General features: G+C 57.3%; 27 protein-coding genes and 3 tRNA genes. 18 read left to right on the top strand and 12 right to left on the bottom strand.

Annotated elements, in window-relative coordinates; genetic code table 11:
• Nucleotides 1-15: 15 nt before the first annotated feature.
• From HY028_03545 to gltX, 3 genes are all read right to left on the bottom strand, one after another.
• Nucleotides 16-91, bottom strand: a tRNA-Glu gene (locus tag HY028_03545).
• A gap of 88 nt (nt 92-179) precedes the next feature.
• Nucleotides 180-255: transfer RNA gene (locus tag HY028_03540), tRNA-Ala, on the bottom strand.
• A 157-nt stretch (nt 256-412) separates the two neighbouring features.
• Complete coding sequence (gene gltX, locus HY028_03535) at nt 413-1,819, bottom strand: glutamate--tRNA ligase (GenBank protein MBI3343929.1); 1,407 nt, start codon at nt 1,817-1,819, stop codon at nt 413-415.
• A 103-nt stretch (nt 1,820-1,922) separates the two neighbouring features.
• Here gltX and HY028_03530 point away from each other — a divergent pair.
• Nucleotides 1,923-1,997, top strand: a tRNA-Val gene (locus tag HY028_03530).
• Nucleotides 1,998-2,267: 270 nt separating this feature from the next.
• On the opposite strand, the gene HY028_03525 is transcribed toward HY028_03530, so the two are convergent.
• The gene (locus HY028_03525) at nt 2,268-2,534 is read right to left on the bottom strand and encodes a HigA family addiction module antidote protein (protein MBI3343928.1); all 267 of its coding nucleotides are present in this window, start codon (nt 2,532-2,534) and stop codon (nt 2,268-2,270) included.
• 30 nt (nt 2,535-2,564) lie between these two features.
• On the bottom strand, nt 2,565-3,854 hold the full coding sequence (locus HY028_03520) for an AAA family ATPase (protein ID MBI3343927.1): 1,290 nt from the start codon (nt 3,852-3,854) through the stop codon (nt 2,565-2,567).
• Nucleotides 3,855-4,077: 223 nt separating this feature from the next.
• Here HY028_03520 and HY028_03515 point away from each other — a divergent pair, with 223 nt between their 5' ends.
• A complete protein-coding gene (locus tag HY028_03515; protein MBI3343926.1) occupies nt 4,078-4,683 on the top strand; it encodes a DUF938 domain-containing protein in 606 nt (201 codons plus the stop codon).
• Here HY028_03515 and HY028_03510 read toward each other — a convergent pair.
• Nucleotides 4,680-4,844, bottom strand: coding sequence for a rubredoxin (locus HY028_03510; protein ID MBI3343925.1), 165 nt, complete (start codon nt 4,842-4,844; stop codon nt 4,680-4,682). The genes HY028_03515 and HY028_03510 overlap by 4 nt on opposite strands.
• 104 nt (nt 4,845-4,948) lie before the next feature.
• Here HY028_03510 and HY028_03505 point away from each other — a divergent pair, with 104 nt between their 5' ends.
• The 4 genes from HY028_03505 to HY028_03490 are packed head-to-tail and all read left to right on the top strand — an operon-like array spanning nt 4,949 to nt 8,134.
• On the top strand, nt 4,949-5,764 hold the full coding sequence (locus HY028_03505) for a hydroxymethylpyrimidine/phosphomethylpyrimidine kinase (protein ID MBI3343924.1): 816 nt from the start codon (nt 4,949-4,951) through the stop codon (nt 5,762-5,764).
• A gap of 7 nt (nt 5,765-5,771) precedes the next feature.
• Nucleotides 5,772-6,425 carry a thiamine phosphate synthase gene (locus HY028_03500; protein ID MBI3343923.1) on the top strand — a complete coding sequence of 218 codons (654 nt, stop codon included), beginning with the start codon at nt 5,772-5,774 and terminating at the stop codon, nt 6,423-6,425.
• Between the two features lie 7 nt (nt 6,426-6,432).
• Complete coding sequence (gene hemL, locus HY028_03495; GenBank protein MBI3343922.1) at nt 6,433-7,719, top strand: glutamate-1-semialdehyde 2,1-aminomutase; 1,287 nt, start codon at nt 6,433-6,435, stop codon at nt 7,717-7,719.
• Between the two features lie 52 nt (nt 7,720-7,771).
• Nucleotides 7,772-8,134: a hypothetical protein gene (locus HY028_03490; GenBank protein MBI3343921.1), complete on the top strand. Its 363-nt coding sequence runs from the start codon at nt 7,772-7,774 to the stop codon at nt 8,132-8,134.
• A gap of 34 nt (nt 8,135-8,168) precedes the next feature.
• Here the strand turns inward: HY028_03490 and HY028_03485 are convergent, their stop codons facing one another.
• Together HY028_03485 and HY028_03480 are read right to left on the bottom strand one after the other, a co-directional pair.
• Entirely contained in the window at nt 8,169-8,780 is a 612-nt protein-coding gene (locus HY028_03485) for a cytochrome b/b6 domain-containing protein (protein MBI3343920.1), read from the bottom strand.
• A gap of 70 nt (nt 8,781-8,850) precedes the next feature.
• Entirely contained in the window at nt 8,851-9,123 is a 273-nt protein-coding gene (locus HY028_03480; protein MBI3343919.1) for a hypothetical protein, read from the bottom strand.
• Nucleotides 9,124-9,261: 138 nt separating this feature from the next.
• On the opposite strand from HY028_03480, the gene HY028_03475 reads away from it, so the two are divergent.
• The 11 genes from HY028_03475 (at nt 9,262) to HY028_03425 (ending at nt 17,998) form a co-directional block, all read left to right on the top strand.
• Nucleotides 9,262-9,942: a response regulator transcription factor gene (locus HY028_03475; protein ID MBI3343918.1), complete on the top strand. Its 681-nt coding sequence runs from the start codon at nt 9,262-9,264 to the stop codon at nt 9,940-9,942.
• A 127-nt stretch (nt 9,943-10,069) separates the two neighbouring features.
• Entirely contained in the window at nt 10,070-11,467 is a 1,398-nt protein-coding gene (locus HY028_03470; GenBank protein MBI3343917.1) for a HAMP domain-containing histidine kinase, read from the top strand.
• A gap of 148 nt (nt 11,468-11,615) precedes the next feature.
• Nucleotides 11,616-12,968 (top strand): signal recognition particle protein, encoded by a 1,353-nt coding sequence (ffh, locus tag HY028_03465; GenBank protein ID MBI3343916.1) that lies wholly within the window; start codon nt 11,616-11,618, stop codon nt 12,966-12,968.
• 261 nt (nt 12,969-13,229) lie between these two features.
• A complete protein-coding gene (gene rpsP / locus HY028_03460) occupies nt 13,230-13,472 on the top strand; it encodes a 30S ribosomal protein S16 (GenBank protein ID MBI3343915.1) in 243 nt (80 codons plus the stop codon).
• A 20-nt stretch (nt 13,473-13,492) separates the two neighbouring features.
• A complete protein-coding gene (gene rimM, locus HY028_03455; GenBank protein MBI3343914.1) occupies nt 13,493-13,987 on the top strand; it encodes a ribosome maturation factor RimM in 495 nt (164 codons plus the stop codon).
• 141 nt (nt 13,988-14,128) lie between these two features.
• Nucleotides 14,129-14,875, top strand: a complete 747-nt coding sequence (trmD, locus tag HY028_03450; protein ID MBI3343913.1) for a tRNA (guanosine(37)-N1)-methyltransferase TrmD — start codon at nt 14,129-14,131, stop codon at nt 14,873-14,875.
• Nucleotides 14,872-15,216 (top strand): 50S ribosomal protein L19, encoded by a 345-nt coding sequence (rplS, locus tag HY028_03445; GenBank protein MBI3343912.1) that lies wholly within the window; start codon nt 14,872-14,874, stop codon nt 15,214-15,216. Before trmD ends, rplS begins: the two co-directional genes overlap by 4 nt.
• Before the next feature lie 77 nt (nt 15,217-15,293).
• Nucleotides 15,294-15,740: a methylated-DNA--[protein]-cysteine S-methyltransferase gene (locus HY028_03440; protein ID MBI3343911.1), complete on the top strand. Its 447-nt coding sequence runs from the start codon at nt 15,294-15,296 to the stop codon at nt 15,738-15,740.
• Entirely contained in the window at nt 15,724-16,659 is a 936-nt protein-coding gene (gene xerD / locus HY028_03435) for a site-specific tyrosine recombinase XerD (GenBank protein ID MBI3343910.1), read from the top strand. The genes HY028_03440 and xerD overlap by 17 nt, the downstream gene beginning before the upstream one ends.
• Before the next feature lie 117 nt (nt 16,660-16,776).
• Entirely contained in the window at nt 16,777-17,259 is a 483-nt protein-coding gene (locus tag HY028_03430; GenBank protein ID MBI3343909.1) for a YajQ family cyclic di-GMP-binding protein, read from the top strand.
• 34 nt (nt 17,260-17,293) lie between these two features.
• The gene (locus HY028_03425; GenBank protein ID MBI3343908.1) at nt 17,294-17,998 is read left to right on the top strand and encodes a DsbC family protein; all 705 of its coding nucleotides are present in this window, start codon (nt 17,294-17,296) and stop codon (nt 17,996-17,998) included.
• A gap of 24 nt (nt 17,999-18,022) precedes the next feature.
• On the opposite strand, the gene HY028_03420 is transcribed toward HY028_03425, so the two are convergent.
• The gene (locus tag HY028_03420) at nt 18,023-18,355 is read right to left on the bottom strand and encodes a hypothetical protein (protein ID MBI3343907.1); all 333 of its coding nucleotides are present in this window, start codon (nt 18,353-18,355) and stop codon (nt 18,023-18,025) included.
• Nucleotides 18,356-18,460: 105 nt separating this feature from the next.
• On the opposite strand from HY028_03420, the gene der reads away from it, so the two are divergent.
• Entirely contained in the window at nt 18,461-19,852 is a 1,392-nt protein-coding gene (gene der / locus HY028_03415) for a ribosome biogenesis GTPase Der (protein ID MBI3343906.1), read from the top strand.
• A 140-nt stretch (nt 19,853-19,992) separates the two neighbouring features.
• Here der and HY028_03410 read toward each other — a convergent pair whose 3' ends face one another.
• From HY028_03410 to HY028_03400, 3 genes are all read right to left on the bottom strand, one after another.
• Complete coding sequence (locus HY028_03410; protein MBI3343905.1) at nt 19,993-20,757, bottom strand: VacJ family lipoprotein; 765 nt, start codon at nt 20,755-20,757, stop codon at nt 19,993-19,995.
• Between the two features lie 89 nt (nt 20,758-20,846).
• Nucleotides 20,847-21,692 carry a M23 family metallopeptidase gene (locus HY028_03405; GenBank protein ID MBI3343904.1) on the bottom strand — a complete coding sequence of 282 codons (846 nt, stop codon included), beginning with the start codon at nt 21,690-21,692 and terminating at the stop codon, nt 20,847-20,849.
• Nucleotides 21,682-23,040 carry an exodeoxyribonuclease VII large subunit gene (locus HY028_03400; protein MBI3343903.1) on the bottom strand — a complete coding sequence of 453 codons (1,359 nt, stop codon included), beginning with the start codon at nt 23,038-23,040 and terminating at the stop codon, nt 21,682-21,684. The genes HY028_03405 and HY028_03400 overlap by 11 nt, the downstream gene beginning before the upstream one ends.
• Between the last annotated feature and the right edge of the window lie 96 nt (nt 23,041-23,136).

The raw sequence follows: 23,136 nt of genomic DNA, 5'->3' as shown, positions 1-23,136 counted from the left end.
GGCCCCTTTTTAATCTGGCGTCCCCAAGGGGATTCGAACCCCTGTCGCCGCCGTGAAAGGGCAGTGTCCTGGGCCTCTAGACGATGGGGACTATGAAATTTGAATTGTATAGGTATGATCGCTCCCGGCATCCTGCCTCACGCGACATTAGAGCATCCGTGTACGTCACAGGTTGAGGTTGGTGGAGCCAGGCGGGATCGAACCGCCGACCTCTTGCATGCCATGCAAGCGCTCTCCCAGCTGAGCTATGGCCCCAAATCATACAAAACGCGCATAGCGCCTCGGCTCGCCCCCTTCTCCCCTAGGGGAGAAGGGATGGGGATGAGGGCGCCTCATCTGAGCTATGGCCCCAAGCCGACAATAACTTTGCATTTTACGATGTAGTTGCCCCTAGCGTCAATAAATCTGCTGTTCAACCAGCCGCACGGATGTGGACAAGCGCGTCCCTTAGACGTTGCAGAGTCACTTCGCGTCCGAGCAGATGTACAGTGACATCAATAGGCGGCGAGGCGGCCTTACCGGTGACCGCAACGCGCAGGGGTTGGGCAAGCTTGCCCATGTTAAGTCCTTGCCGAGCGGCGACATCGGTTATCGTCTGGTGGATGGCCTCCTGTGTCCAGTCACTCACATGTGCGAGGCTGTCGTGTAGCTCCGACAGGGCTTCCGCCACTTCGCCGGTAAGATGCTTGGCCGCCGCCTTTTCGTCATAACTCTCGAAGTCCTGGTAAAAAAACGTGGCCGCCTGCGCCATTTCGACCAGGGTCTTGGCGCGTTCGCGCAGTGCCTTGACCACTTCCACCAAGTCCGGTCCCTGCGCGGGGTCCACACCCAGCCTGCCCATGTGCCAGCTCAAGTGATGGGCGATATGCGCGGGGTCGGAGATCTTGATGTAGTGCTGATTCAGCCACAGCAGTTTTTCCGTATTAAAGGCGCTCGCGGCGCGATGGACGTCCTTGATATCGAACAGCTCGATCATCTCGTCAATTGAGAAGATCTCCTGATCGCCATGCGCCCAGCCGAGCCGCACCAGATAATTGAGCAGCGCCTCGGGCAAAAAGCCGTCCTCGCGGTATTGCATCACACTCACGGCGCCGTGACGCTTGGACAGCCGCTGTCCGTCGGAACCCAGGATCATCGGCACGTGGGCGTAGGCGGGCGGTTTGGCGCCGAGCGCCTTGAGGATATTGATCTGGCGCGGCGTATTATTGAGATGATCGTCACCGCGGATGATATGGGTGACGCCCATGTCCCAGTCGTCCACCGCCACGGTGAAATTGTAGGTCGGCGTGCCGTCGGCGCGCGCGATGATGAGATCGTCGAGCTCGTCATTTTGGAACACAACGGCGCCCTTGATAAGATCGTTGACCACCACGTCGCCGGACAAAGGATTCTTGAAGCGCACCACCGGTGGAACGCCCTGCGGCGGTGTGGCCTTGGAGTCACGCCAGCGCCGGTCGTAACGCGGCTTTTCCTTGCGGGACAGTTGTTCGGCGCGCATCGCATCCAGCTCTTCTTTGCTGCAATAGCAGTGGTAGGCCTTTCCTTCGTCGAGCAATTGTTGAATCACGGCACGGTAGCGTTCAAAACGTTCCGTTTGGTAAAACGGGCCTTCGTCGTATTCCAGTCCGAGCCAGGTCATGCCTTCCAGAATCGCATTCACCGACTCCGCGGTGGAGCGTTCGAGGTCGGTGTCTTCGATGCGCAGGATAAACGTGCCGCCGTGTTTGCGCGCGTACAGCCAGGAATACAGCGCGGTGCGCGCGCCGCCGACATGCAGGTAGCCGGTGGGACTGGGGGCGAAACGGGTGCGGATGCTCATGGTTAACGTCACAATTGGGAACTGCGCTATTTTAACAGCTATCAAGCAAAGGCAGCATAATTTGACGCTGCACGCCCAGACACGTAAAATTCCACGGTCTGCAGGGCGATTAGCTCAGTGGTAGAGCACTGCCTTCACACGGCAGGGGTCGCAAGTTCGAGCCTTGCATCGCCCACCAAATTCAAGAAATTACGAAGCCTTCATTTTTAGCCTGTGCTCCAAAAGCAGCCACAGGCAATATCAAAACGCCATGGAACGGAGAGCGTGGAGTACAAATTGGAGTACAGCCGACAAACGTAAGATGCCGTGCTTGATAAGCTCGCTGATTACATCCCCTGACGCACGACAATGAGTGGAGCAGTGGCGACCTTCAGAAAGCGCGGCTCCTATCAATGGCAGGCCTAGATCCGGGAAAAGGGCTATCCCCTTCGGGCTAAAATGGAAAAAATCAGGCCGCGTGCCGGCGCTTGACAGCGTGTGCCAAATCCCAGGTGGCCTGAAGGTTCATCCAGAGTTTCGGCGAGGTATTGAGCGCCTTGGCGAGATCCAGCGCCGCATCGGCCGTGATGCCGCGCTTGCCCTGGAGGAGATCATTCAACCGCGTACGGCGCCAACCCAGCTTCTCGGCCAAGGCGCTTTGGGTTACGTCCAACGGTTCCAGGAACTCTTCCCGCAAGACTTCCCCCGGATGGAACGGATTCTTCGGCAGTCTCATAGCAGCACCGTATCCTCTTTCGGCATTTTCCTATCGAGGGGTGGCTCTCTTTAACCCCTCATCCGTGTGTTTTAAAATGATGTCATGGATTTGCGCTGGCTGAAATGCAACATCCCAACACCACGTTCCAAACCCACCTTTCGCGTTCATACCTTTCACCCAAGCATCCAGCGCCTCGCGCTTGGCGCGGTTCTGTTCGGAATCCTCGCCCTTGATTTCCAGCACCAGCGTCTTGCCGTTGGCGAGCCGAATCAGGAAGTCCGGAACGAAGCGCCGCCGTGCGCCATTCCACAAGTAGTAGACTTGGAAGCCCAGATGGTCGTTTTTTGCGTAGGCGGTAACCCGATCACTTTTTTCCAGCACGTTGGCGGCGTACTGTTCCCAAGCACTGTCGGCTATCATGTGACTGATCTGTGATTTCTGCGTCGGGTAACAAACCTTTGTTGTGTACCAAGTGCGCATATGGCGCGTTGACCCTATCGGCGATTCTTCGTCGAACACCGGTTCGATGCGCTCCTGGTTCTGCTCGCGTAAAAAGCGCAGAAGGTGATGCACAATGATGTCAACATTGAGCGCAAGCAATATGCGCTTGCGCAGCGGCTCCTGATGAAAGAGTGACGGAATCACCAACCAGTCGCCTGCCACGAACTGTTCTACCAGCCGTATCAAAAGAGTCAGCAGGCGCGGCATTTCGGTGAGTCCTTCGATATGCGCCAGGTCGCGTACGTCACGTTGCAAGATGGCGGTCATGCAGGAGGCGAACCACGCTGCGCGGCGCTTGCCCGCGGTGCGTTGCACCGCCTCCGGATAGCCCCCGGCCAGGACGAGGGTCGCCAAGTCCCGCGCATCCTCCCGCGCCAAGGCCGAGATCTTTGCCGCAAATACGCCATCAATAAAACGCTCCCGCCGCCCCAGCAATTCGCCCTGCGACAAGGAGTTGAGAGTAATGATCTCCATCCGGCCCGCCAGCGATTCCGATATCTTCGGCAACATCAGCACATTGGCCGAACCCGTCAGCAGAAACCGGCCCGGACGCCGATCGGTATCCACTAGGGTCTTGATGGCCGGAAACAACGCTGGGGCTTTCTGCACCTCATCGATCACCGCCCTGCTGCTCAGACCCTTGAGGAAGCCTGCCGGATCGGTGGACGCGGCAGACAGCACCGTGGCATCGTCCAAGGTGACGTAGTCAGCGCCCAACTCCCCGGACAAGGCTGTGACCAGGGTACTTTTACCAGTCTGGCGCGCACCGTTTAGCAGCACCACCCGGGTGTCGGCCAATGCCGCACGTAAATCCGATTCAATATTTCGCGAGTACATGGTTGAATATTCACCATTATGTGGTGAATATTCAACCATGATTAGCCACGAGAAATTCGCTATGTGCGCCTGTACCGGCTGGTGGGGAATTATAGTGAGCCGCGACGGTGATGGTGCTGCCATCGCACTATGCTATGCTGGGATCACCGTTTTCTCTTTCAACGAGCAGCAGCCTTACCTGTGGGGTCTGCGGCCCGCGCTGCTCAATACGTTATACACCGCCATGAAACCCTACTCCGAGGCTTGCGACCAGAACAAGGTTCCGATCCTGAAGGTGTTGCGGGAAGTATTCAAGGATCGCCGCACCGTGCTTGAGATCGGCAGCGGGACGGGCCAGCATGCCGTGTATTTTGGATCGCAGCTTTCTCATCTCATTTGGCAGCCCAGTGATCTCGCCGGTCATCACGCGGGTATCATGATGTGGCTGGACGAGTACCGGCTGCCCAATGTGCATCCGCCGATCAGACTGGATGTGGACGATGAGCATTGGCCTGAGCAACGCTTCGACGCCGTGTTCAGCGCCAATACCGCGCACATCCTGTCCTGGCCGCAGGTGGAACGGATGTTCGCGGGTGTGGGCTCGGCCTTGCAGGACAACGGGGTGTTCGCCCTTTACGGGCCCTTCAATTATCGCGGCTGCTATACGAGCGACAGCAACGTCCGCTTCGATCAATGGCTCAAGGCGCGCGAGCCGTCAAGCGGCATCCGGGACTTCGAAGCGCTGGATAGCCTGGCTCACGCGCAAGATATGATATTGCTGAAGGACTATGAGATGCCCGTCAATAACCGCACGCTGGTGTGGCGGAAGTTGCGTCAGACGGGCGGCTAAATCTCCACCATTTCAAAATCTTCCTTGCGGGCCCCGCATTCCGGGCAGACCCAATTGAGCGGGAGGTCTTCCCATTTTGTACCCGGAGGAATGCCTTCGCTGGGCAATCCGGCGGCCTCATCGTAGATAAAGCCGCAAATGACACACATGTAAGTCTTCATAGTTTCCAATAAGGATTATTGTTACCCTATTATATCTCGATCTAAATGGATGGACGACATCATCTTTAATTGCTAGCGCCCCAACATGCTGTAAAATCGCGTACATGAATAGCAAGCAACAGGCAGTGCCGCTGGTGATGGTCTTCGCGGGTAACGACCCCACCGGCGGAGCCGGAATCCAAGCCGACATCGAAACGCTGGCCAGCATGGGTTGCCAGGCAGCGCCGGTGATCACCGCCGTCACCGTGCAGAACACGCATGATGTCATAGAGTATTCGGCCATGAGCGCAACCCTGGTGATCGAGCAGGCGCGGGCGGTGCTGGAGGAAATGCCTCCGGCCGCCTTCAAAATCGGAATGATCGGCACGCGCGAGAACGCCGAGGCGATACACACCTTGTTGAGAGATTATCCCAATATCCCTGTTGTTCTTGACCCGGTGTTGTCCGCGGGCGGCGGCCACCCCCTGGCCGACAGTTCACTGCAAGACGCCATGATTTCGTTGCTGCTGCCTTTGACGACGGTGTTGACGCCGAACAGCCTTGAGGCGCGGATGCTGGCGTCCGGGGCGGATACCCTGGAGGCCTGCGCGCAACAACTCATGGATCAAGGCAGCGAATTCGTGCTCGTCACCGGCACGCACGAGGATACCCCCGAGGTCGTCAATAACCTGTATGGCAATCGCCGCCGGCTCGAGTCATTTACGTGGGAACGTTTGCCTTATAACTACCACGGTTCAGGTTGTACACTGTCGTCCGCCATCGCCGGCATGCTGGCGCACGGACTGGAACCGTTCACCGCCGTGTACGAAGCGCAACATTATACCTGGGAGACACTCAAATACGGTTATCGCATCGGTAAGGGAGGCTATCTGCCGAACCGTTTGTACTGGGCGCGCAACGAAGAAGGTCAGGACACATGAGATGTCCATGAATCAGACCGTGCATAGCTGTGGCAATGCTAAAACGCAATGGCGTGGACTCTATGCGATTGCCGATACCGGCCTGATAGGCAGTGATCTGATGGATCGCGTCGCACAAGCCATCCAGGGCGGCGCATCGGTTGTTCAATACCGCTCCAAGGAACCCGACCCGCTGTGCTGTAGCGAAGAGGCGCGCGCTTTGCTCGCACTTTGCAGGCGTCACGGTGTGCCTTTGATTATCAACGACGACGTTGCTCTGGCCGGGATCGTCGGCGCCGACGGTGTCCATATCGGGCGCGATGACGCGAGCCTCGGCGAGGCGCGGGCAGTGCTGGGGCCGCGCGCCTTGATCGGCGTGTCGTGTTACAACTCGCTGGAGAGTGCCCTGGAGGCGCAGGCCGCCGGCGCCGATTACGTCGCCTTCGGACGCTTCTTCGCCTCGCTCACCAAACCCAATGCCGTGTCGGCGGACCTCTCTTTGTTACGCGAGGTCAGAAAAAAAATATCCATCCCCATCGTAGCCATCGGCGGCATCACGCCTGAAAACGGCAGGGCGCTCATCGAGGCGGGCGCCGACATGCTGGCGGTGATACATGGCCTGTTCGGCCATCCGGACGTGACCTCTGCCGCAAACCGTTACACAAAACTTTTTCAACTGTGAGAAGAAAATGAACACGTCCCGATCGCACGCGCTTTTTTTGCAGGCCCAGCAACACATCCCGGGCGGCGTCAATTCACCGGTGCGCGCCTTTCGTGGCGTAGGCGGCGAACCGTTATTCTTCAAGCGGGGCGAAGGCGCGTATCTGATTGATGAAGACGATAACCGTTATATTGATTACGTCGGCTCCTGGGGCCCGATGATAGCCGGTCACGCCCACCCCGCAGTCGTCAAGGCGGTGCAGGAGGCCGCCGCGCGCAGTCTGGGCTTCGGTGCGCCCACCGCGATTGAAGTCGAGATGGCGGAAAAGATTTGCGCGCTGATGCCCTCCATCGAGATGGTGCGGCTGGTCAGCTCCGGCACCGAGGCGACTATGAGCGCGCTGCGTCTGGCGCGCGGTTTTACCAAGCGCGACAAGATCGTGAAATTCGAGGGCTGCTATCACGGGCACTCCGACTCGCTGCTCATCAAGGCAGGCTCCGGTGCGCTCACGCTCGGGGTGCCGAGTTCCGCCGGTGTTCCTGCGGCGCTCGCCGAGCATACGATCACGCTCACCTATAATGAAATTGAGCCGGCGCTCGCAGCCTTTTATCGTTACGGCAAAGACATCGCCTGCGTCATCGTCGAGCCTGTGGCGGGCAATATGAATTGCGTGCCGCCGCTGCCGGGATTCTTAGAGGGCCTGCGTAGTCTGTGTAATGAATACGGCAGCGTACTGATCTTCGATGAAGTCATGACCGGTTTTCGCGTTGCCCTGGGTGGCGCGCAGCAACTCTATAGCATCAGGCCGGATCTCACCACGCTCGGCAAGGTCATCGGCGGCGGGCTGCCGGTCGCCGCCTTCGGCGGCCGCAAAGACATCATGCGGCACATCGCCCCGCTGGGGCCCGTTTATCAGGCCGGCACGCTGTCGGGGAATCCGGTGGCGCTGGCGGCGGGCTTTGCCACGCTCGATCTGATCTCTCAACCCGATTTCTTCTCCAAACTCGGCGCAACAACAAAGCGCTTAACCGACGGCATCAAAGAACGTGCAAAAAAAGCGGGTGTTCCTTTAACCTCGAATCAAGTAGGCGGGATGTTCGGATTATTTTTCACGGCAGAAACCACTGTTCACAATTTCGCGCAAGTCATAGCCTGTGACGTTGAGCGCTTCAAAAAATTTTTCCACGGCATGCTGGAAGAGGGCGTCTATCTCGCGCCTTCCGCCTTCGAAGCCGGTTTCGTCTCAGCCGCTCATGGCGACAACGAAATCAACGCAACGCTTTCTGCGGTAGATCGGGTATTAACGAAACTATAGCAAACCACGCGGCATAGCATCTGTTCATTTGAGTGGTTAGCCGAGATTGACCATGTTCGAACACCACACCCACCCGCTCTTACCCTGGCCGGCGTTCGTCCGCCGGCTTATCCTCAGCACGGCTTCAGGCCTGCTGCTCGTTTTCATATCACTACTGGTGGGGGTACTCGGTTATCATCATTTCGAGCAGATGCCTTGGGTGGATGCCTTTGCCAATGCGGCGATGATATTGTCCGGCATGGGCCCGCTTGCTCCCATGCAGACCTTTGCGGGCAAGGTGTTCGCGGGTGTTTACGCGCTATACAGCGGCCTTGCGCTTATCATGATTGCGGCGATTCTTTTTGCGCCCATCATTCATCGCTTTCTTCACCGTTTTCATATTGAGTCCGGCTCTACGGGGCGCGAAGATTCATAAACCTCCAACACCGTTTCCAACATTAGAATAAAGATTACTTCTTGCTTGGAGAAAGAGAAAACATGCGCGGTAGCGCCTCGTCACGTGAGACGAAATAATGCAGTAGCCCCATGCCGACATGGCCGCCCCAATAGATCCACACAAAGGTGGAAATGAATTTGTGCAGCTCGCTCGCTGCACCGGTGAGCATAGTAAGCTTGCCGTCCTCAGGCATAAAAAAGAACAATACGGCGCCCGTGGTGGCAGCGCCTAGCACGGCCAATAAACCCAGTCCATGAATAAGGCCGGAAAGTTTGTCCTTGGGGCCTCCGGATGACAGTCTTCCCTTGAAGACCTCGCGCAGACCCGTGACTACTTCGGCGCGCCCCTCCCTGTTCCAAGGGAGCAGATGGCGTACTCCATAGCCCCCCAACCCCCACAGGCTCCACGCCCAATGCAGCAGTACGATGGCAAAAGCTGTTATGCCGAGCCACTCGTGTATATCAAACATAAGCGCCTCGAATCCAGATAAAGGGTGTCCAGGTTTGGGTTTTTCAATAACCAAGCTGTTGAGCAGTTGCAGAGTTACCGTGATGGCCAACCCGAAATGCAGAAAACGGGTGACCCAGTCCCACTGTTGGGGCATCGGCTTGTGCCGGCTGGTCATGAACATCTCCTGTTAAATATGCCGGGCAGTTTGCACTGCCCGGCATGTTCCAAACATGCTGCTGATGGGATTACAGGGAATCTAAAGCCGAGTTTTCTGATTCCGTTTCGGAGTCATCGTTTTTCTCGGAGTCGCTATCCGTAGAATCTTGATCGTGCTTTTCGGACTCCAGTTTGCCTTTGTTGTCGGTGTCGTGCCTCTCACTATGATTGGCAGCGTTGCTGGATTCGGCCTTTTCCGTCTCCTTACCCTTGCCGTGGTCACTTGCAAATACCGCGGGCGCGGATATTATACCCAATGCGGCAGCAATCGCAGCGCTCAATATCAAGTTGTTCAATTTCATACCTACCTCCAAGTGTTGTAAACGCTGAACCATTCAGCGCTGGGGAGTAGAATGCCTGACATCCTATTACTTAACCCTTGCCGCAACATTAACAATTGGTAATTCCATCGAAATGTTCTATGCTCTATTATTTAGAGCATGCGTATATTGATTATAGAGGATGACCGGCAGGCGGCGGACTATCTTGCCAAGGGACTGAAGGAGCAGGGTTATGTCGTAGACCTTGCCGCCGACGGCAAGGAAGGATTGCACCTTGCCATGACCGAAAGTTACGATGTGCTGGTGGTTGATCGCATGCTGCCCGGTCTTGATGGACTCTCGCTGATTCAGTCCTTACGTGACAACGGCAAACATACGCCGGTGCTGATACTAAGCGCGCTTGGCGAGGTGGATGACAGAGTCAAGGGTCTGCAAGCGGGAGGCGATGACTATCTCACCAAACCCTATGCCTTTTCCGAGCTGGTGGCGCGCATCGAGGCGTTGCTGCGCCGCGGCAGCGAGGCCCGCGTTGACAGCCGCTTGCGTGTAGCAGACCTGGAAATGGACCTGCTCGCCCGTACCGTGACGCGCAACGGGCAGCGCATAGATTTACAACCGAGGGAATTCCGTTTGCTGGAATACCTGATGCGCCACAGCAACCAGGTGGTGACACGCACCATGTTGCTCGAAAAGGTCTGGGATTACCATTTCGATCCGCAGACCAACGTCATTGATGTCCACATCAGCCGCTTACGCCAGAAGATAGACAAAAGTTTTGCTACGCCTCTCTTGCACACTGTGCGCGGGGCGGGATATTGCCTGCGTGCGCCCGCCTACTAAGGGATCACAAAGTAAGCAATCTGGACTTACTTTGTGATCCCTTAGTAGAAAACTGTTTTACTTACCCCCACCCTGTCCCGCCCCCTAAACAAGGGGCGGGGGCGTGCAGGAAAGTGTCCCTTTAATTATGAACTTCTCAGTAAATCTGTTACGCACTACAGCGTTCCGCCTGACCCTCTTGTATGTCGGCCTGTTCGGAATCTCCAACACCGTACTGCTGGGGTTTATTTATTGGACCACCACCCGCTATATGGACCAGCAGACGGATATGGGAATTGCGGCGGAGGCCGATGCCTTGCGCGATATGTATCGTCAGGGCGGGCTTGATGAGCTGCGCCGCAGTATAGATCGCCGCGGCGCGGCGGGAGATGAAACGGAGCGTGTTTATCTTTTAGCAAGCCCGGGTCAAACGCAACTGGCCGGCAACATAAAGGTCTGGACCGGCGTGTCGCCTCCTGGCGCCGGCTGGTCCCGCATCGCACTGTCCGCCAACGGCAATCATCATGATGAGGAAGAGGAAGCTCATCGGGCGCGGATATTGACGACTGCCTTACCCGGCGGTTACTACCTCGTGGTGGGGCGTGAGCTGCACGAGCGAGAAGAGTTGCGCCGCTACACGTTGCTCACACTGCTATGGGCGCTCGGCATCACGCTTACCCTGGGTTTGCTGGGCGGCTTGGTGATGAGCCGCAATGTGCTGCATCGCATAGACGGCATCAACCGCACCAGCCGGGCGATCATGGCCGGGCATCTCGCCCGGCGCATATCTCTGACGGGCAGCGGCGACGAGTTCGACGAGCTGGCGGAGAGTCTCAACCGGATGCTGGATCAGATCGAACAGCTCATGGACGCAACGCGCCTGGTCACCGACAGCATCGCCCATGACTTGCGCAGCCCGCTCAACCGTCTGCGCAGCCGGCTGGAACTTGCGCAACTCAGCGAACGCCCCGTCGAGGAATACCGCAGCGTGATGGAGCAGTCGCTTGCCGAGGTGGACAGGCTGCTCGACACGTTTAACGCCCTGCTCGGCATCGCCCATGCGGAAGCCGGCGGACGCCGCAATGATTGGGAGAAAGTGGATCTCAGCGCTATCGTGCGCGACATCGCCGAGCTCTATCAACCTCTCGCCGAGGATCGCAACCATACATTCAGCAGCCGTATTCAGGAAGGCCTCAGCCTTTACGGCAGCCGCCAGTTGCTTGCGCAGGCGCTTTCCAATCTGCTCGACAACGCCATCAAATACACGCCGCCGGGCGGACTTATCGAGATCACAGCCGCACGCTATAATAATAAATTTGAAATCAGCGTGGCCGATAACGGCCCGGGCATCCCGGAGGCGTTGCGGCAACAAGCGCTGGAGCGCTTCGTGCGCCTGGACACAAGCCGCAGCACACCCGGCAGCGGGTTGGGTTTGAGCCTGGTGCGCGCCGTCGCGCAGTTGCATCACGCCGAACTGGAACTTACCGATAATCACCCCGGCCTCAAGGTTATAATGCGTTTTTCAGAAGATCTCGTTTCTCCATAATACTTTAGGAAGCTCTGATTTATGCATGTTGAACCGCCAAGACGCCAAGAACGCCAAGACTTTTCTTTACAAATTCAAGCCTTTTTTCTTGGTGACCTTGGCGCCTTGGCGGTTGGCGATATATTTTTCAGAGTTTCCTTTATTACTCATGTTTGACACCCTGACCGATCGCCTTGCCCGCACGCTGAAAAATCTGCGCGGACAGGGGCGCCTCACCGAAGACAACATCAAGGACAGCCTGCGCGAGGTGCGCATGGCCTTGCTGGAGGCGGATGTCGCCCTGCCCGTGGTACGTGAGTTTGTGGAGCATGTGCGCGCGCGCGCCGTGGGCCAGGAGGTCATGCAGAGCCTGACGCCCGGTCAGGCGCTCATCAAGATCGTGCACGACGAGCTTGTCAGGGTGATGGGCGAGTCGAACGAAGAACTGGATCTCCATGTCCCGCCCCCTGCGGTGATTCTTATGGCCGGTCTGCAAGGGTCCGGCAAGACGACCACCGTCGCCAAACTGGCGCGCTGGCTCAAGGAGCGCAAGAAAAAGTCGGTGTTGGTGGTGAGCGCCGATGTCTACCGCCCGGCCGCCATCGAGCAGCTTCGAGTCCTGGCCGGGGATGTCGGCGTCCATTTCTTTTCCAGCGATGCTTCCCAAGATCCGGTGGTGATAGCGCTAGCGGCGTTGGAACACGCGCGCAAACAATTGCTGGACGTATTGCTTGTAGACACCGCGGGGCGTTTGCACATAGACGCCGATATGATGGATGAAATCCGCCGTCTGCATGCGGCACTGCTGCCGGTGGAGACCTTGTTCGTGGTGGACAGCATGACCGGTCAGGACGCCGCCAATACCGCCGCCGCCTTCCACGCCGCCTTGCCCCTGACCGGTGTGATTCTCACCAAGACCGATGGCGACGCGCGCGGCGGCGCCGCGCTTTCGATCCGGCACATCACCGGCAGACCCATCAAGTTTCTGGGCACGGGTGAGAAGACCACGGCCCTGGAGCCCTTTTATCCCGACCGCATCGCCTCGCGCATCATGGGGATGGGTGATGTGCTGAGCCTCATCGAGGAGGCTCAGCACACTGTGGATCATCAGCACATCGAGAAATTCGCCACCAAGCTCAAGAAGGGCAAAGGCTTCGATCTGGAGGACTTCCGCGATCAACTGCGCCAGATGCGCAAGATGGGTGGCATGGCGGGTCTGATGGACAAGCTGCCCGGCATGTCCAATGTCCCGGAGGCGGTGAAGAGCCAGATCAATGACCGCGAAACCCAACGCCTGGAGGCGATGATCAATTCGATGACACCCCAGGAACGGCACAAGCCGGATCTCATCAAGGGTTCCCGCAAGCGCCGCATTGCCGCAGGCTCCGGCACCCAGATACAGGACGTAAACCGCATGCTGAAACAATTTGAACAGATGCAACGGATGATGAAACAAGTCTCCAAAGGCGGTATGGCCAAGCTTATACGCGGCCTAAAAGGCCGTATTCCTGGGCGCTTCTAAAAATGCGTCCTTTGTCTTTATGCGGCGTTGGAATTCTGCTCGAAATGCTCATGTACTGCCGTGTACACTCCGCTTTCTCGCAGAATTCCGCCTTGCCTAAAGCCAAAATCCGCTATTTTTAGAAGTGCCCTTCTTTCTAAAACAGGCACAAATCCCGTTTATAGCCTTCCTTATCGGCCGGAATTTGATTAAAATAATCAGCTAACCAGAGGCAGTTCATGGTTTTGAACCGCCTCAACATGATAGGCAAGAGGATTCAGTATGGTAACAATTCGTTTATCCCGCGGCGGCGCCAAGAAACGTCCCTTTTACAACATTGTCGTCACCGACAGCCGTAACAAGCGTGACGGCCGTTATATCGAGCGGGTAGGTTTTTATAACCCGATTGCGGCGGGGCAAGAGGTGGGTTTTTTGGTGCAGAAGGAACGGGTGGATTATTGGCTATCCAAGGGAGCGAAGACCTCCGAACGGGTGGCTGGCCTCATCAAGCAACACAGCGCCTGACTACACCGCCGGATTCCCCAATGGTGCCGGTAGGGCGCATCATCGGGCCCTACGGTGTACACGGCTGGTTGAAGGTGTACTCATACACCCAGCCCAAGAAAAATATTTTGGACTATGCCCCGTGGTTTATACAGGTGGGGCAGGGGCCTTTGGAGATGCGGCGGGTATTAGACGGCCGAGTCCACGGCAAAAACATCGTCGCCCAGATCGAGGGTTGCACCTCGCGTGAACAGGTGAGCCGCTGGGTCGGCGCCGAGATTTCGGTCGAACGCTCCAGCCTGCCGCGTCTCGAACCCGGCGAATATTATTGGACGGATCTTATAGGCTGGAAGGTGATTACCGTGACGGGCGTAGAGCTGGGTACGGTGGATCATCTCCTGGAAACCGGGGCCAACGATGTAGTGGTCGTTAAAGGCGAGCGCGAGAGGCTGATCCCTTATATCATGGGCAGCGTGATACGCGAGACGGACCCCGTAGCCAGAATCTTACGGGTAGATTGGGACCCGGAGTTTTAGAGCATATCCATAACATAGTGCCCCTGTGTCCCTTGCGATGGAAAGGCTTCACCATGGAGGGCGCGGAGGAGAAACAAACCCTACTTGAGGGCATTCCTCTGCGTCCTCTGCGGTAAATTTATTTATGGATAAGTTCTTAGTGTGGAAATAGCGGTCGTCACGCTGTTTCCCGACATGTTTAAGGCCCTGACCGATTACGGCGTCACCGGGCGGGCGGTGCACCGAGGCGTCGTGCGGCTAAGCTGCTGGAATCCTCGGGATTACACCGAAGACCGTCACCGCACGGTGGATGACCGCCCTTACGGCGGCGGACCGGGCATGGTGATGCGGGTGGAGCCTCTGTCCGCGGCCATCGTCGCGGCGCGAGGGGCGGCGGGCGAGGGCAGCCGGGTCATTTATCTCTCGCCGCAAGGCAGACGACTCGATCAATCGGGCGTGAATGAACTCGCTGCGCTGTCTGGACTGGTGTTGGTGGCCGGGCGTTACGAAGGCATTGATGAGCGCGTTATTGTCACACAAGTGGACCAAGAGTGGTCCATCGGCGATTACGTGTTGAGCGGCGGCGAACTGGCCGCGATGGTTATTGTAGATGCGCTGACGCGCCGCCTGCCGGGCGCGCTGGGTCATGAAGATTCGGCGCAGGACGATTCCTTTGCGGGAGGTCTGCTGGAGTATCCGCACTATACCCGGCCCGAGGACGTCGCAGGCTTAAAGGTGCCGGAGGTGCTGCTAAGCGGCGATCACCAGGCCATCCTGCGCTGGCGCCGGAAACAGGCCCTGGGCCGAACCTGGGTAAGACGGCCCGATTTGTTAAAGTATTTGCAGTTGGACCAGGAACAGCAGAAACTGTTGAACGAATTTATTGAAGAACAGGATGATAGACCATGAATAAGATCATTGCACAACTCGACGCCGAACAGATGTCCCGCAAACTCCCAGACTTTAACCCCGGCGACACGGTCGTGGTTCAGGTCAAAGTCAAGGAAGGCGCGCGCGAACGCCTGCAGGCCTTTGAAGGTATCGTCATCGCCAAACGCAACCGCGGCCTGAACTCGAGCTTTACCGTGCGCAAGATGTCACATGGCGAGGGCGTGGAGCGCGTGTTCCAGACCTACAGCCCCGGCATCCAAGACGTCTCCGTGAAAATGCGCGGACATGTCCGGCGCGCCAAGCTCTATTATCTGCGCGATCTGCAGGGCAAGGCCGCGCGCATCAAGGAAAAGCTGTAAGGCCGGCTTCCAGCCAGGGGTGTATCGTAGCCGCCGTGACGAAGCGTCCCCGCACTGACTACGAAGCTGTAGTCTATATCCCCAGCCTGAATGTGAGGCTGGGGGTGCATACCCGGCAGGACGCCTTGTCCAGCATAGACTTTCTGCCGCCCAAAGGATCTGAACTGAAACCTGCCTCGCCCTTGGCGCGACGCATCGTTGCCGAGCTTCAGGCCTATTTCTCCGACCCGCATACACGCTTTTCCATTCCACTGCATCTTTCCGGTACTACCTTCCAGCGCCGCGTTTGGCGGGCGCTGCGCAAACTGCCCGCGGGCCGCACCGCTCAGTATGGTGAGCTCGCCAGACAACTCGGCACCGGCGCGCGCGCTATCGGCAATGCTTGCCGTGCCAATCCCATACCTATAGTCATTCCGTGTCACCGCGTACTGGCCGCGCACGGATTGGGCGGCTATTCAGGGGCGACGAAGGGTTCCTCACTCGGCATCAAGCGTCGGCTGCTGGAGCATGAGTCGCGTGCCTGACGCCGCTGCGCACGGTGGCGGCATCAGCGGACCGGATGCGCGGCTTATAGACACGGTGGTAGACGCGCTGTGGCTGGAACGCGGACTCAGTGAACATACCCGCAGCGCCTACCGCACCGATCTGCAAATCCTGGCGGGCTGGTTAAACAGTCGTAACAGGGATCTAGTCAACGCGCAGCGTGCGGATTTGCTGGATTATCTCGCCGCACGCACACGCAGCGACTTCAGTCCGCGCTCCACCGCGCGCCTGCTCTCCGCACTGCGCCGCTTTTACCAATACCTCACGCGCGAGGGCAAGATAACGGAAGACCCCAGTGCGCGTATCGCCGCGCCCAAGCTGGGCCGCCCGCTGCCGAAATTACTTACCGAGGAAGAGGTCGAGACCTTGCTGGCGGCGCCGGTTATAGAAGATCCGCTAGGCCTGCGCGACCGGGCCATGCTGGAGCTGCTTTATGCCTGTGGCCTGCGGGTCACGGAACTGGTCTCGCTCACATTCAATCAGGTCAATCTACGCCAGGGTGTGGTGCGCATTACAGGCAAAGGGAACAAAGAGCGCCTGGTGCCGTTCGGCGAAGAGGCCGCGGCGTGGCTGGAGCGCTACATGCAGACGGCGCGCCCGGAACTCGCGCGCGGGCATACCAGTTCGATGCTCTTTCCGGGCCGGCAGGGTGGGGTGCTATCGCGCCAGGCCTTCTGGTATCGTATCCGTTATCATGCGCAGCGAGCGGGAATCACCAAACACCTCTCGCCACACACCCTGCGGCACGCCTTCGCGACCCACCTGCTCAACCACGGCGCCGACCTGCGTGTGGTACAACTGCTGCTCGGACACAGTGACTTATCCACCACACAAATTTATACTCATATTGCACGAGAGCGCCTGAAAGACCTCCATGCCCATCATCATCCACGAGGCTGACACGATGCGTTTTCGATTTTCCTCCGCGTCCTCTGCGGTAGAAAGGTTTATATCTTTTACCGCTGAGGGCGCAAAGGAATCAGTTATCTTGGCCTGCAACGTACTTGGCTGAAAACCATGCCTTCCTTCGACATCGTCTCTGAAATCAACATGCACGAACTCACCAACGCGGTGGATCAGACCAACCGTGAGATCTCGACACGCTTTGATTTTAAAGGCACCGGCGCCGAGGTCGAGCAGGCCAAAAATGTGCTCACCCTGCATGCCGACAACGAGTTTCAAATAAAACAGATTATGGATATTTTGCGTGGCAAACTGGTCAAATCTAGTATAGATTTGGAATGCCTTGAGGAAGGCAAGATCGAGACAAGTGGTTCCAAGGCACTGCAAAAAAATACCCTCCGGCAAGGGATTGATGCCGAGACGGCCAAAAAGGTCAGCCGGTTAATCAAGGACAGCAAGCTCAAGGTACAGACCGCAATTCAAGGGGAACAGGTGCGCGTCACCGGCAAAAAACGGGATGATCTGCAAGACGTCATCGTCTTGTTGCGTAATGCCAAGGTTGGACTTCCGCTACAATATATTAACTTTCGTGATTAACAACGTGGAGAAGCTTATGAGTACATTACGTTTCATGGTGCTGGCCGCGTTGTTAAGCTTACCTGTTCTAGCGGTTGCCGAAGACAATGTTGACATCAACAAGCGGCTCGCCGAACTGCTGCCCGACCAAAAACCGGACAGCATCGGTTTATCTCCCATCCCAGGCTATTTTGAAGTCACCTACGGCACGATGATCTTTTACATCTCGAAAGACGGCCGCTACATGCTGCAAGGAGACGTGGTGGACCTGAGTGTGGAAAAAAATCTCACTGAGGACAAGCGCGGTCAGGCGCGGCTCAAGTTGTTAAGCACGGTGCCGGTGGGCAACATGATCGTATTTGAGCCGAAACAGGTCAAACACACCATTACCGTTTTTACGGATATTGACTGCGGCTTTTGCAGGAAGATGCACAGCGAGATCGCCCAATACAACCAACTGGGCATACAGGTGCGTTACCTGGCCTTTCCGCGCACCGGGATAGATTCGCCTTCTTACGACAAGGCCGTCTCGGTGTGGTGCGCCAAGGATCGTAATCAGGCGATTACTGACGCCAAGGTTGACAAGCCTGTCGAGGCCAAGACCTGCCCGAACCCCGTCAAGCAGGAATTTGAGATGGGTAAAAAGATTGGAGTGACCGGAACACCGACACTGGTGCTCGAAGACGGCAGTTTATTGCCGGGTTATGTCCCGCCTGACCGATTGCTGAAACTCCTTGACGAACATAGTAGCAAAATATAAGTAAGCCAGCATGCCGCCGATCCATCAACGTTCAGTGCCTTCGCCCTCCTCCTCTTTGGGGTCTTTACCCACATCGCGGAGCGGTTCTCCCCAATCTTCACCCGTCATGTCGGTTTCAGAATAACCGAGGTCGTCGCGTTCAATGTCGTCCATCGGCCCTGTCCAGTCCTCAGGCGGCTCAATGGGCTCGATGTCCATCGCATGCCAACTATCTATATCTATTTCTTCTAAATCACCGTCAAAGTGCTGCAGCTCGACGGTTCCTCCATCATCATCCACGGCCGTCACTTGAAACTTGTAACCTTTATCGAGATGTTTGTACCACTGTGAAATAATAGGCGCTTGCTCTATAGGCATGATTGACCTCCTGGTATGACTTCAGTCTCCATTTGCTTAGAAGCAGTATTCAGTATATCAATATCTCAGCCCAATTTCGAAATCCTACCGATAAAGTAACATACTATGAAACCCGTCATCGCTTTGGTCGGCCGGCCTAACGTCGGTAAGTCTACGTTGTTTAATCGCCTCACGCGTTCGCGCGAGGCGTTGGTGGCTGATTTTCCCGGTCTCACCCGCGATCGTCAGTACGGCGGCGCCGAACTCGAAGGCCGCTCATGTCTGGTGATAGACACGGGCGGCTTGGGTGAGACAAAAGAGGGGCTGGAGGCATTGGTTGTTCAGCAATCGTTGCTTGCGGTGCGCGAGGCGGATGCTACGCTGTTTCTGGTGGACGGCCGCACAGGCATGACTGCGGAAGATGAGTCATTGGCCGCGAAGTTGCGCCGTTTGGGCCGGCCGATTTTTCTGGTGGTGAATAAAACCGAAGGGCTCAACACGGCTCTGGCCGGAGCGGAATTCCACCGCCTGGGTTTGGGTGATCCTCATGCCATATCCGCTGCGCATGGCGAAGGTGTGACGGAACTCATGAATGCGGTGCTGGCTACACCCGGCCTGCCGCAGCCTGATGAAGCCGAAGAAGAAGCGCCTCCGGGAATCAAGGTCGCTGTCGTCGGCCGTCCCAACGTGGGTAAGTCCACACTGATAAATCGGATGCTGGGCGAAGAGCGCGTATTGGCCTTCGATCAGCCGGGCACCACGCGCGACAGCATTTATGTTCCCTTTGAGCGTAAGGGGGAGCACTACACGCTGATTGATACCGCAGGCGTGCGGCGGCGCGGCAAGGTCATCGAAGCAGTGGAAAAATTCAGCGTGATTAAAACGCTGCAGGCGATTGCGGATGCGCACGTGGTGATTCTGGTGCTGGATGCCCAGCAAGGCATTACCGATCAAGACGCAAGTTTGCTGGGCTTTGTGTGGGAAGAGGGCAGGGCGCTGGTGCTCGCCGTCAATAAATGGGATGGGCTGGACCTTGAACAACGCAGCCGTGTAAAGCAGGAACTCGACCGCAAGTTGTCGTTCCTGGATTTTGCCAAGATCCATTTTATTTCTGCGTTGCGCGGCACGGGCGTGGCCAATTTGTTCGGTTCGGTGGACAGGGCCTATGTCTCGGCCAGTAAAAAACTTTCTACTCCGCAACTCTCCCGTATCTTGGAAAAGGTGGTGGTTGCCCATCCGCCGCCGCTGGTGCGCGGACGGCGCATCAAGCTGCGTTATGCGCACCAAGGGGGTCACAATCCGCCGTTGGTGGTCATCCACGGCAACCAAACGGAAGATGTGCCGGAATCCTACCGGCGCTATCTCGCCAACAGCTTGCGTGATGCGCTTGGATTGGAAGGCACGCCGGTGAGGGTGGAATTCAAGTCAAGCGAGAATCCGTATAAAGGACGTAAGAGTGTTCTTACGGAACGCCAGCGCACAAAACGCAAACGGCTGATGAGGCACGCGAAGAGCTAACGATTCGTTATAAATAGCTTTCAATAAAACTACATTTACCGCAGAGGACGCAGAGGTATACGTTCACCCTGTTTGATTTTTCTCTGCGTCCTCCGTGGTGAATCGTTTGTTATAAACGGCGTTGTGGAGAGCCTAAGATGCTATTTCTTGGGCGCCATGTCAGCGGGGGGTTCTTCTTCAAAAAATTCATCCGCTGGCGCGCCGCCGTTATCTCTAATCAGATTCGCGCGCCGCTGACGATAGGCCTCGCGGGCGAAGCCGTAGGGATCGAACGCTGCGGCTTCTTCGAAGACCCGACTCGCGCCGAGCAGACGCGAGCGCGTATCTATAGCTCTGCCCCCACGGGCGACGTTGCGTTGACTCATGTCGCTGTGGTAATTCAGTATGTCCATCTGATAATCGGCCGCCAGCCCCACCGAGTCACGCAAGTTGCTCGGCCCAAGCAACGGCAGCACGATATAAACGCCCTCACCGAAACCCCATACCCCTAAGGTCTGTCCGAAGTCCTCGTTATGTGTCGGCATGCCCGCGGGCGTGGCGACATCCAGGAGGCCCAGCAGGCCGAAAGTGGAGTTCGTGATGAAGCGGCTCGTATCATCCAATCCCTGGGTGATTTTTCCTTGCAGCATGTCATTCACTATCACGATGGGATAAGCGAGATTACCGAAGAAATTCGCCACGCCCGTCCTGACGAATTCCGGAACGGCGTCGCGGTATACGGTGGCAAGAGGTTTGACGACCGCCTTGTCTACATTTTCATTGAAAGTGTATATCCCCCGATTGACGCCCTCCAAGGGATCGCGGTCTTCCTCGGTGCTTTGCAGCGTCGCGCAGCCCGATAGCAGCCCAAGCATAACGGCCAAAGCCCAGTTCAGGCTGCGCCAAGATGAGTAATCGCCGGTCATGAATTTCTTGTTCTTTAATTATCAATAACGTGATTATTATTGCATAAACTAGAGGCAAACAACATGCCAGAACGGTTCGTGTAACCGGGCTAGTGGCCAGACACTTCGCCGTAGCCTTGCAAGAATAATGCAGGATTCACCGATACCTGATTCAGGGACACCCCCCAGTGCAGATGCGGTCCGGTGGCGCGGCCGGTCATGCCTACCTTGCCGATGCGGTCGCCACGTTCAAGAGCCTGGCCAGGCTGGACCTGAATCTGTTCGAGATGGCAGTATAGCGTGATCAGGCCCTGACCGTGGTCCACGAAAACGCTGTTGCCGGTAAAAAAATAATCGCCGGTCATGATGACCGTTCCCGGCGCCGGGGATAGCACGGGGGCGCCGCTGTCGGCGGAGATGTCCATCCCGCTATGAGGTTTGCGCGCCTGGCCATTGAAAATGCGGCGCATGCCGAAGCTGTTGCCGGGTTTTCCGTCAACCACCGGCAGCGAGAAGCCGGCCGGGATTACGCCGGCGTCGTTCCAGGTGGCCAGCGCAGCACTAATCTTTTTATTCTCCTGCTCGATGCGCGCCAGGTCTTCCGGGGTGGGCTCCACCTTGCGCCGGTCCGTTATGGTGAGACGCTGGGTTGCGTACTGTTTATCCTTAACAGTGAAAGGAATCCTGCGGGTCTTTTTGGCCGCTGCGACCTCCAGGTGATGGATGCCAGGCTGTGCACCCAAAGGGATGCCGACGACCGCCTGCCAGCGCCCTTCGGTGCGCAGCACCATGACCCGTTTCTGATCGTAGCGGACGAGGGGAGGGGCCTGACTCTTGGTTGCAAGGGGTATGACGGCCACGCCACCCGGCACGGGGCTGGTTTGCGGCAGCGTATCCGCGTGGCTTATTCTTATAAAAAATAAAATAAAAACAATAAGTAATAATCTATTTCTCATGTATTTTATCAACACTGCACAGAAGACTCCCCTGCGCCAATCTTGCTTCAATGCGATCACCGACAGCGACATCCCTGGCCGTACGCACCAAGCGGCCATCGGGCTGGCGTTTAATAATGGCATAGCCGCGGCCGAGGGTGGCCAGGGGGCTTACGGCATCCAGGGCGCGGCTGACGGAGGTCAGTTGCCCGCGCCGCCGTTCCACAAGGAGGCTGAGCGAGGCACGCAGACGTTGGCTCAGGTGATCACAGGCAAGATGAGCCTGGATGAGACGCTGCATGGGACTGTGGCGTTGCAGGTGTGCCTTAAGCTCCGCCAAACGCGAAGCGGCATGCCGATAGAACACCCGCCGGGCGTGTTGCAGACGCTGCTCCAGCTCGTCCAAACGCTGCGCCTGTCTGAACAGCAGTTGTCGAGGGTGTTGCACCCGCTGCGCCAGTCCATGCAGGGCTTGGTGGTGATACTTGATTTGGGTCTGCATCAGTGTGGCCAGCCGCCGTTGGTAACGGACAAACTGTTGTATCCATTCCGTTGCGTCCGGGCTGGCCAGCTCGGCAGCGGCGGTCGGCGTGGCGGCGCGCTGATCGGCGATAAAGTCTGCTATGGTGATGTCGGTCTCATGCCCTATCCCCGCCACCAGCGGGATTCGGCAGTCGTAGACCGCGTGGGCCACCACCTCTTCATTGAAGGCCCACAAGTCTTCCAGAGAACCGCCGCCACGCGCCACAATGAGCACATCACAGTCCGCCCTTTCAGAGGCAAGGCGGATCGCCCGTGCGATCTTGTCCGCCGCGCCCGCACCTTGTACGGGAACCGGATAGATCAAAACCGGGATGGAGGGAAAGCGGCGGCGCAGCGTCGTCAAGATGTCGCGGATCGCCGCCCCGGTGGGTGAGGTAATGACACCGATACGCCGCGGCAAACGGGGCAGGGGACGTTTATGCGCGGCATCGAACAAGCCTTGCGCGGCCAGACGCTGTTTGAGCAACTCGAAGGCGCGGCGCAGCGCGCCATCACCCGCCTGCTCAATCTCTTCAACGATAAGTTGAAACTCGCCCCGGCCCTCATACAGGCTTACGCGCGCCCGCACCAGCACCTGCATGCCATTGTCCGGGATAAAACCCAGATTCCGATTACGCATGCGGAATAAGGCGCAGCGCACCTGAGCCTGCTCGTCCTTGAGGGCAAAATACAGGTGCCCGGAGGAGGGCCGGGCAAGGTTGGAAATCTCCCCCTCAACCCAAAGCAGCGGGAAATGGCCCTCCAGCAGTGCGCGCACCTCCTGGTTGAGGCGCGAGATGGTATAGACCTCTCGTTCCGGAGCAAGTATTAACAGGGGTTCAGACATAATGTGATGATAATCTAGACCAAGGCAGGCATACAGAGCAGTTTGTATAAGGCCGGAGATTTATTGCGCTCTTTTAGGAGTGGGGCGCCCGTATAG

Source organism: Gammaproteobacteria bacterium (assembly GCA_016195665.1).
Taxonomy (GTDB): domain Bacteria; phylum Pseudomonadota; class Gammaproteobacteria; order SURF-13; family SURF-13; genus JACPZD01.
This window is presented reverse-complemented; position numbering and strand designations above follow the sequence as displayed.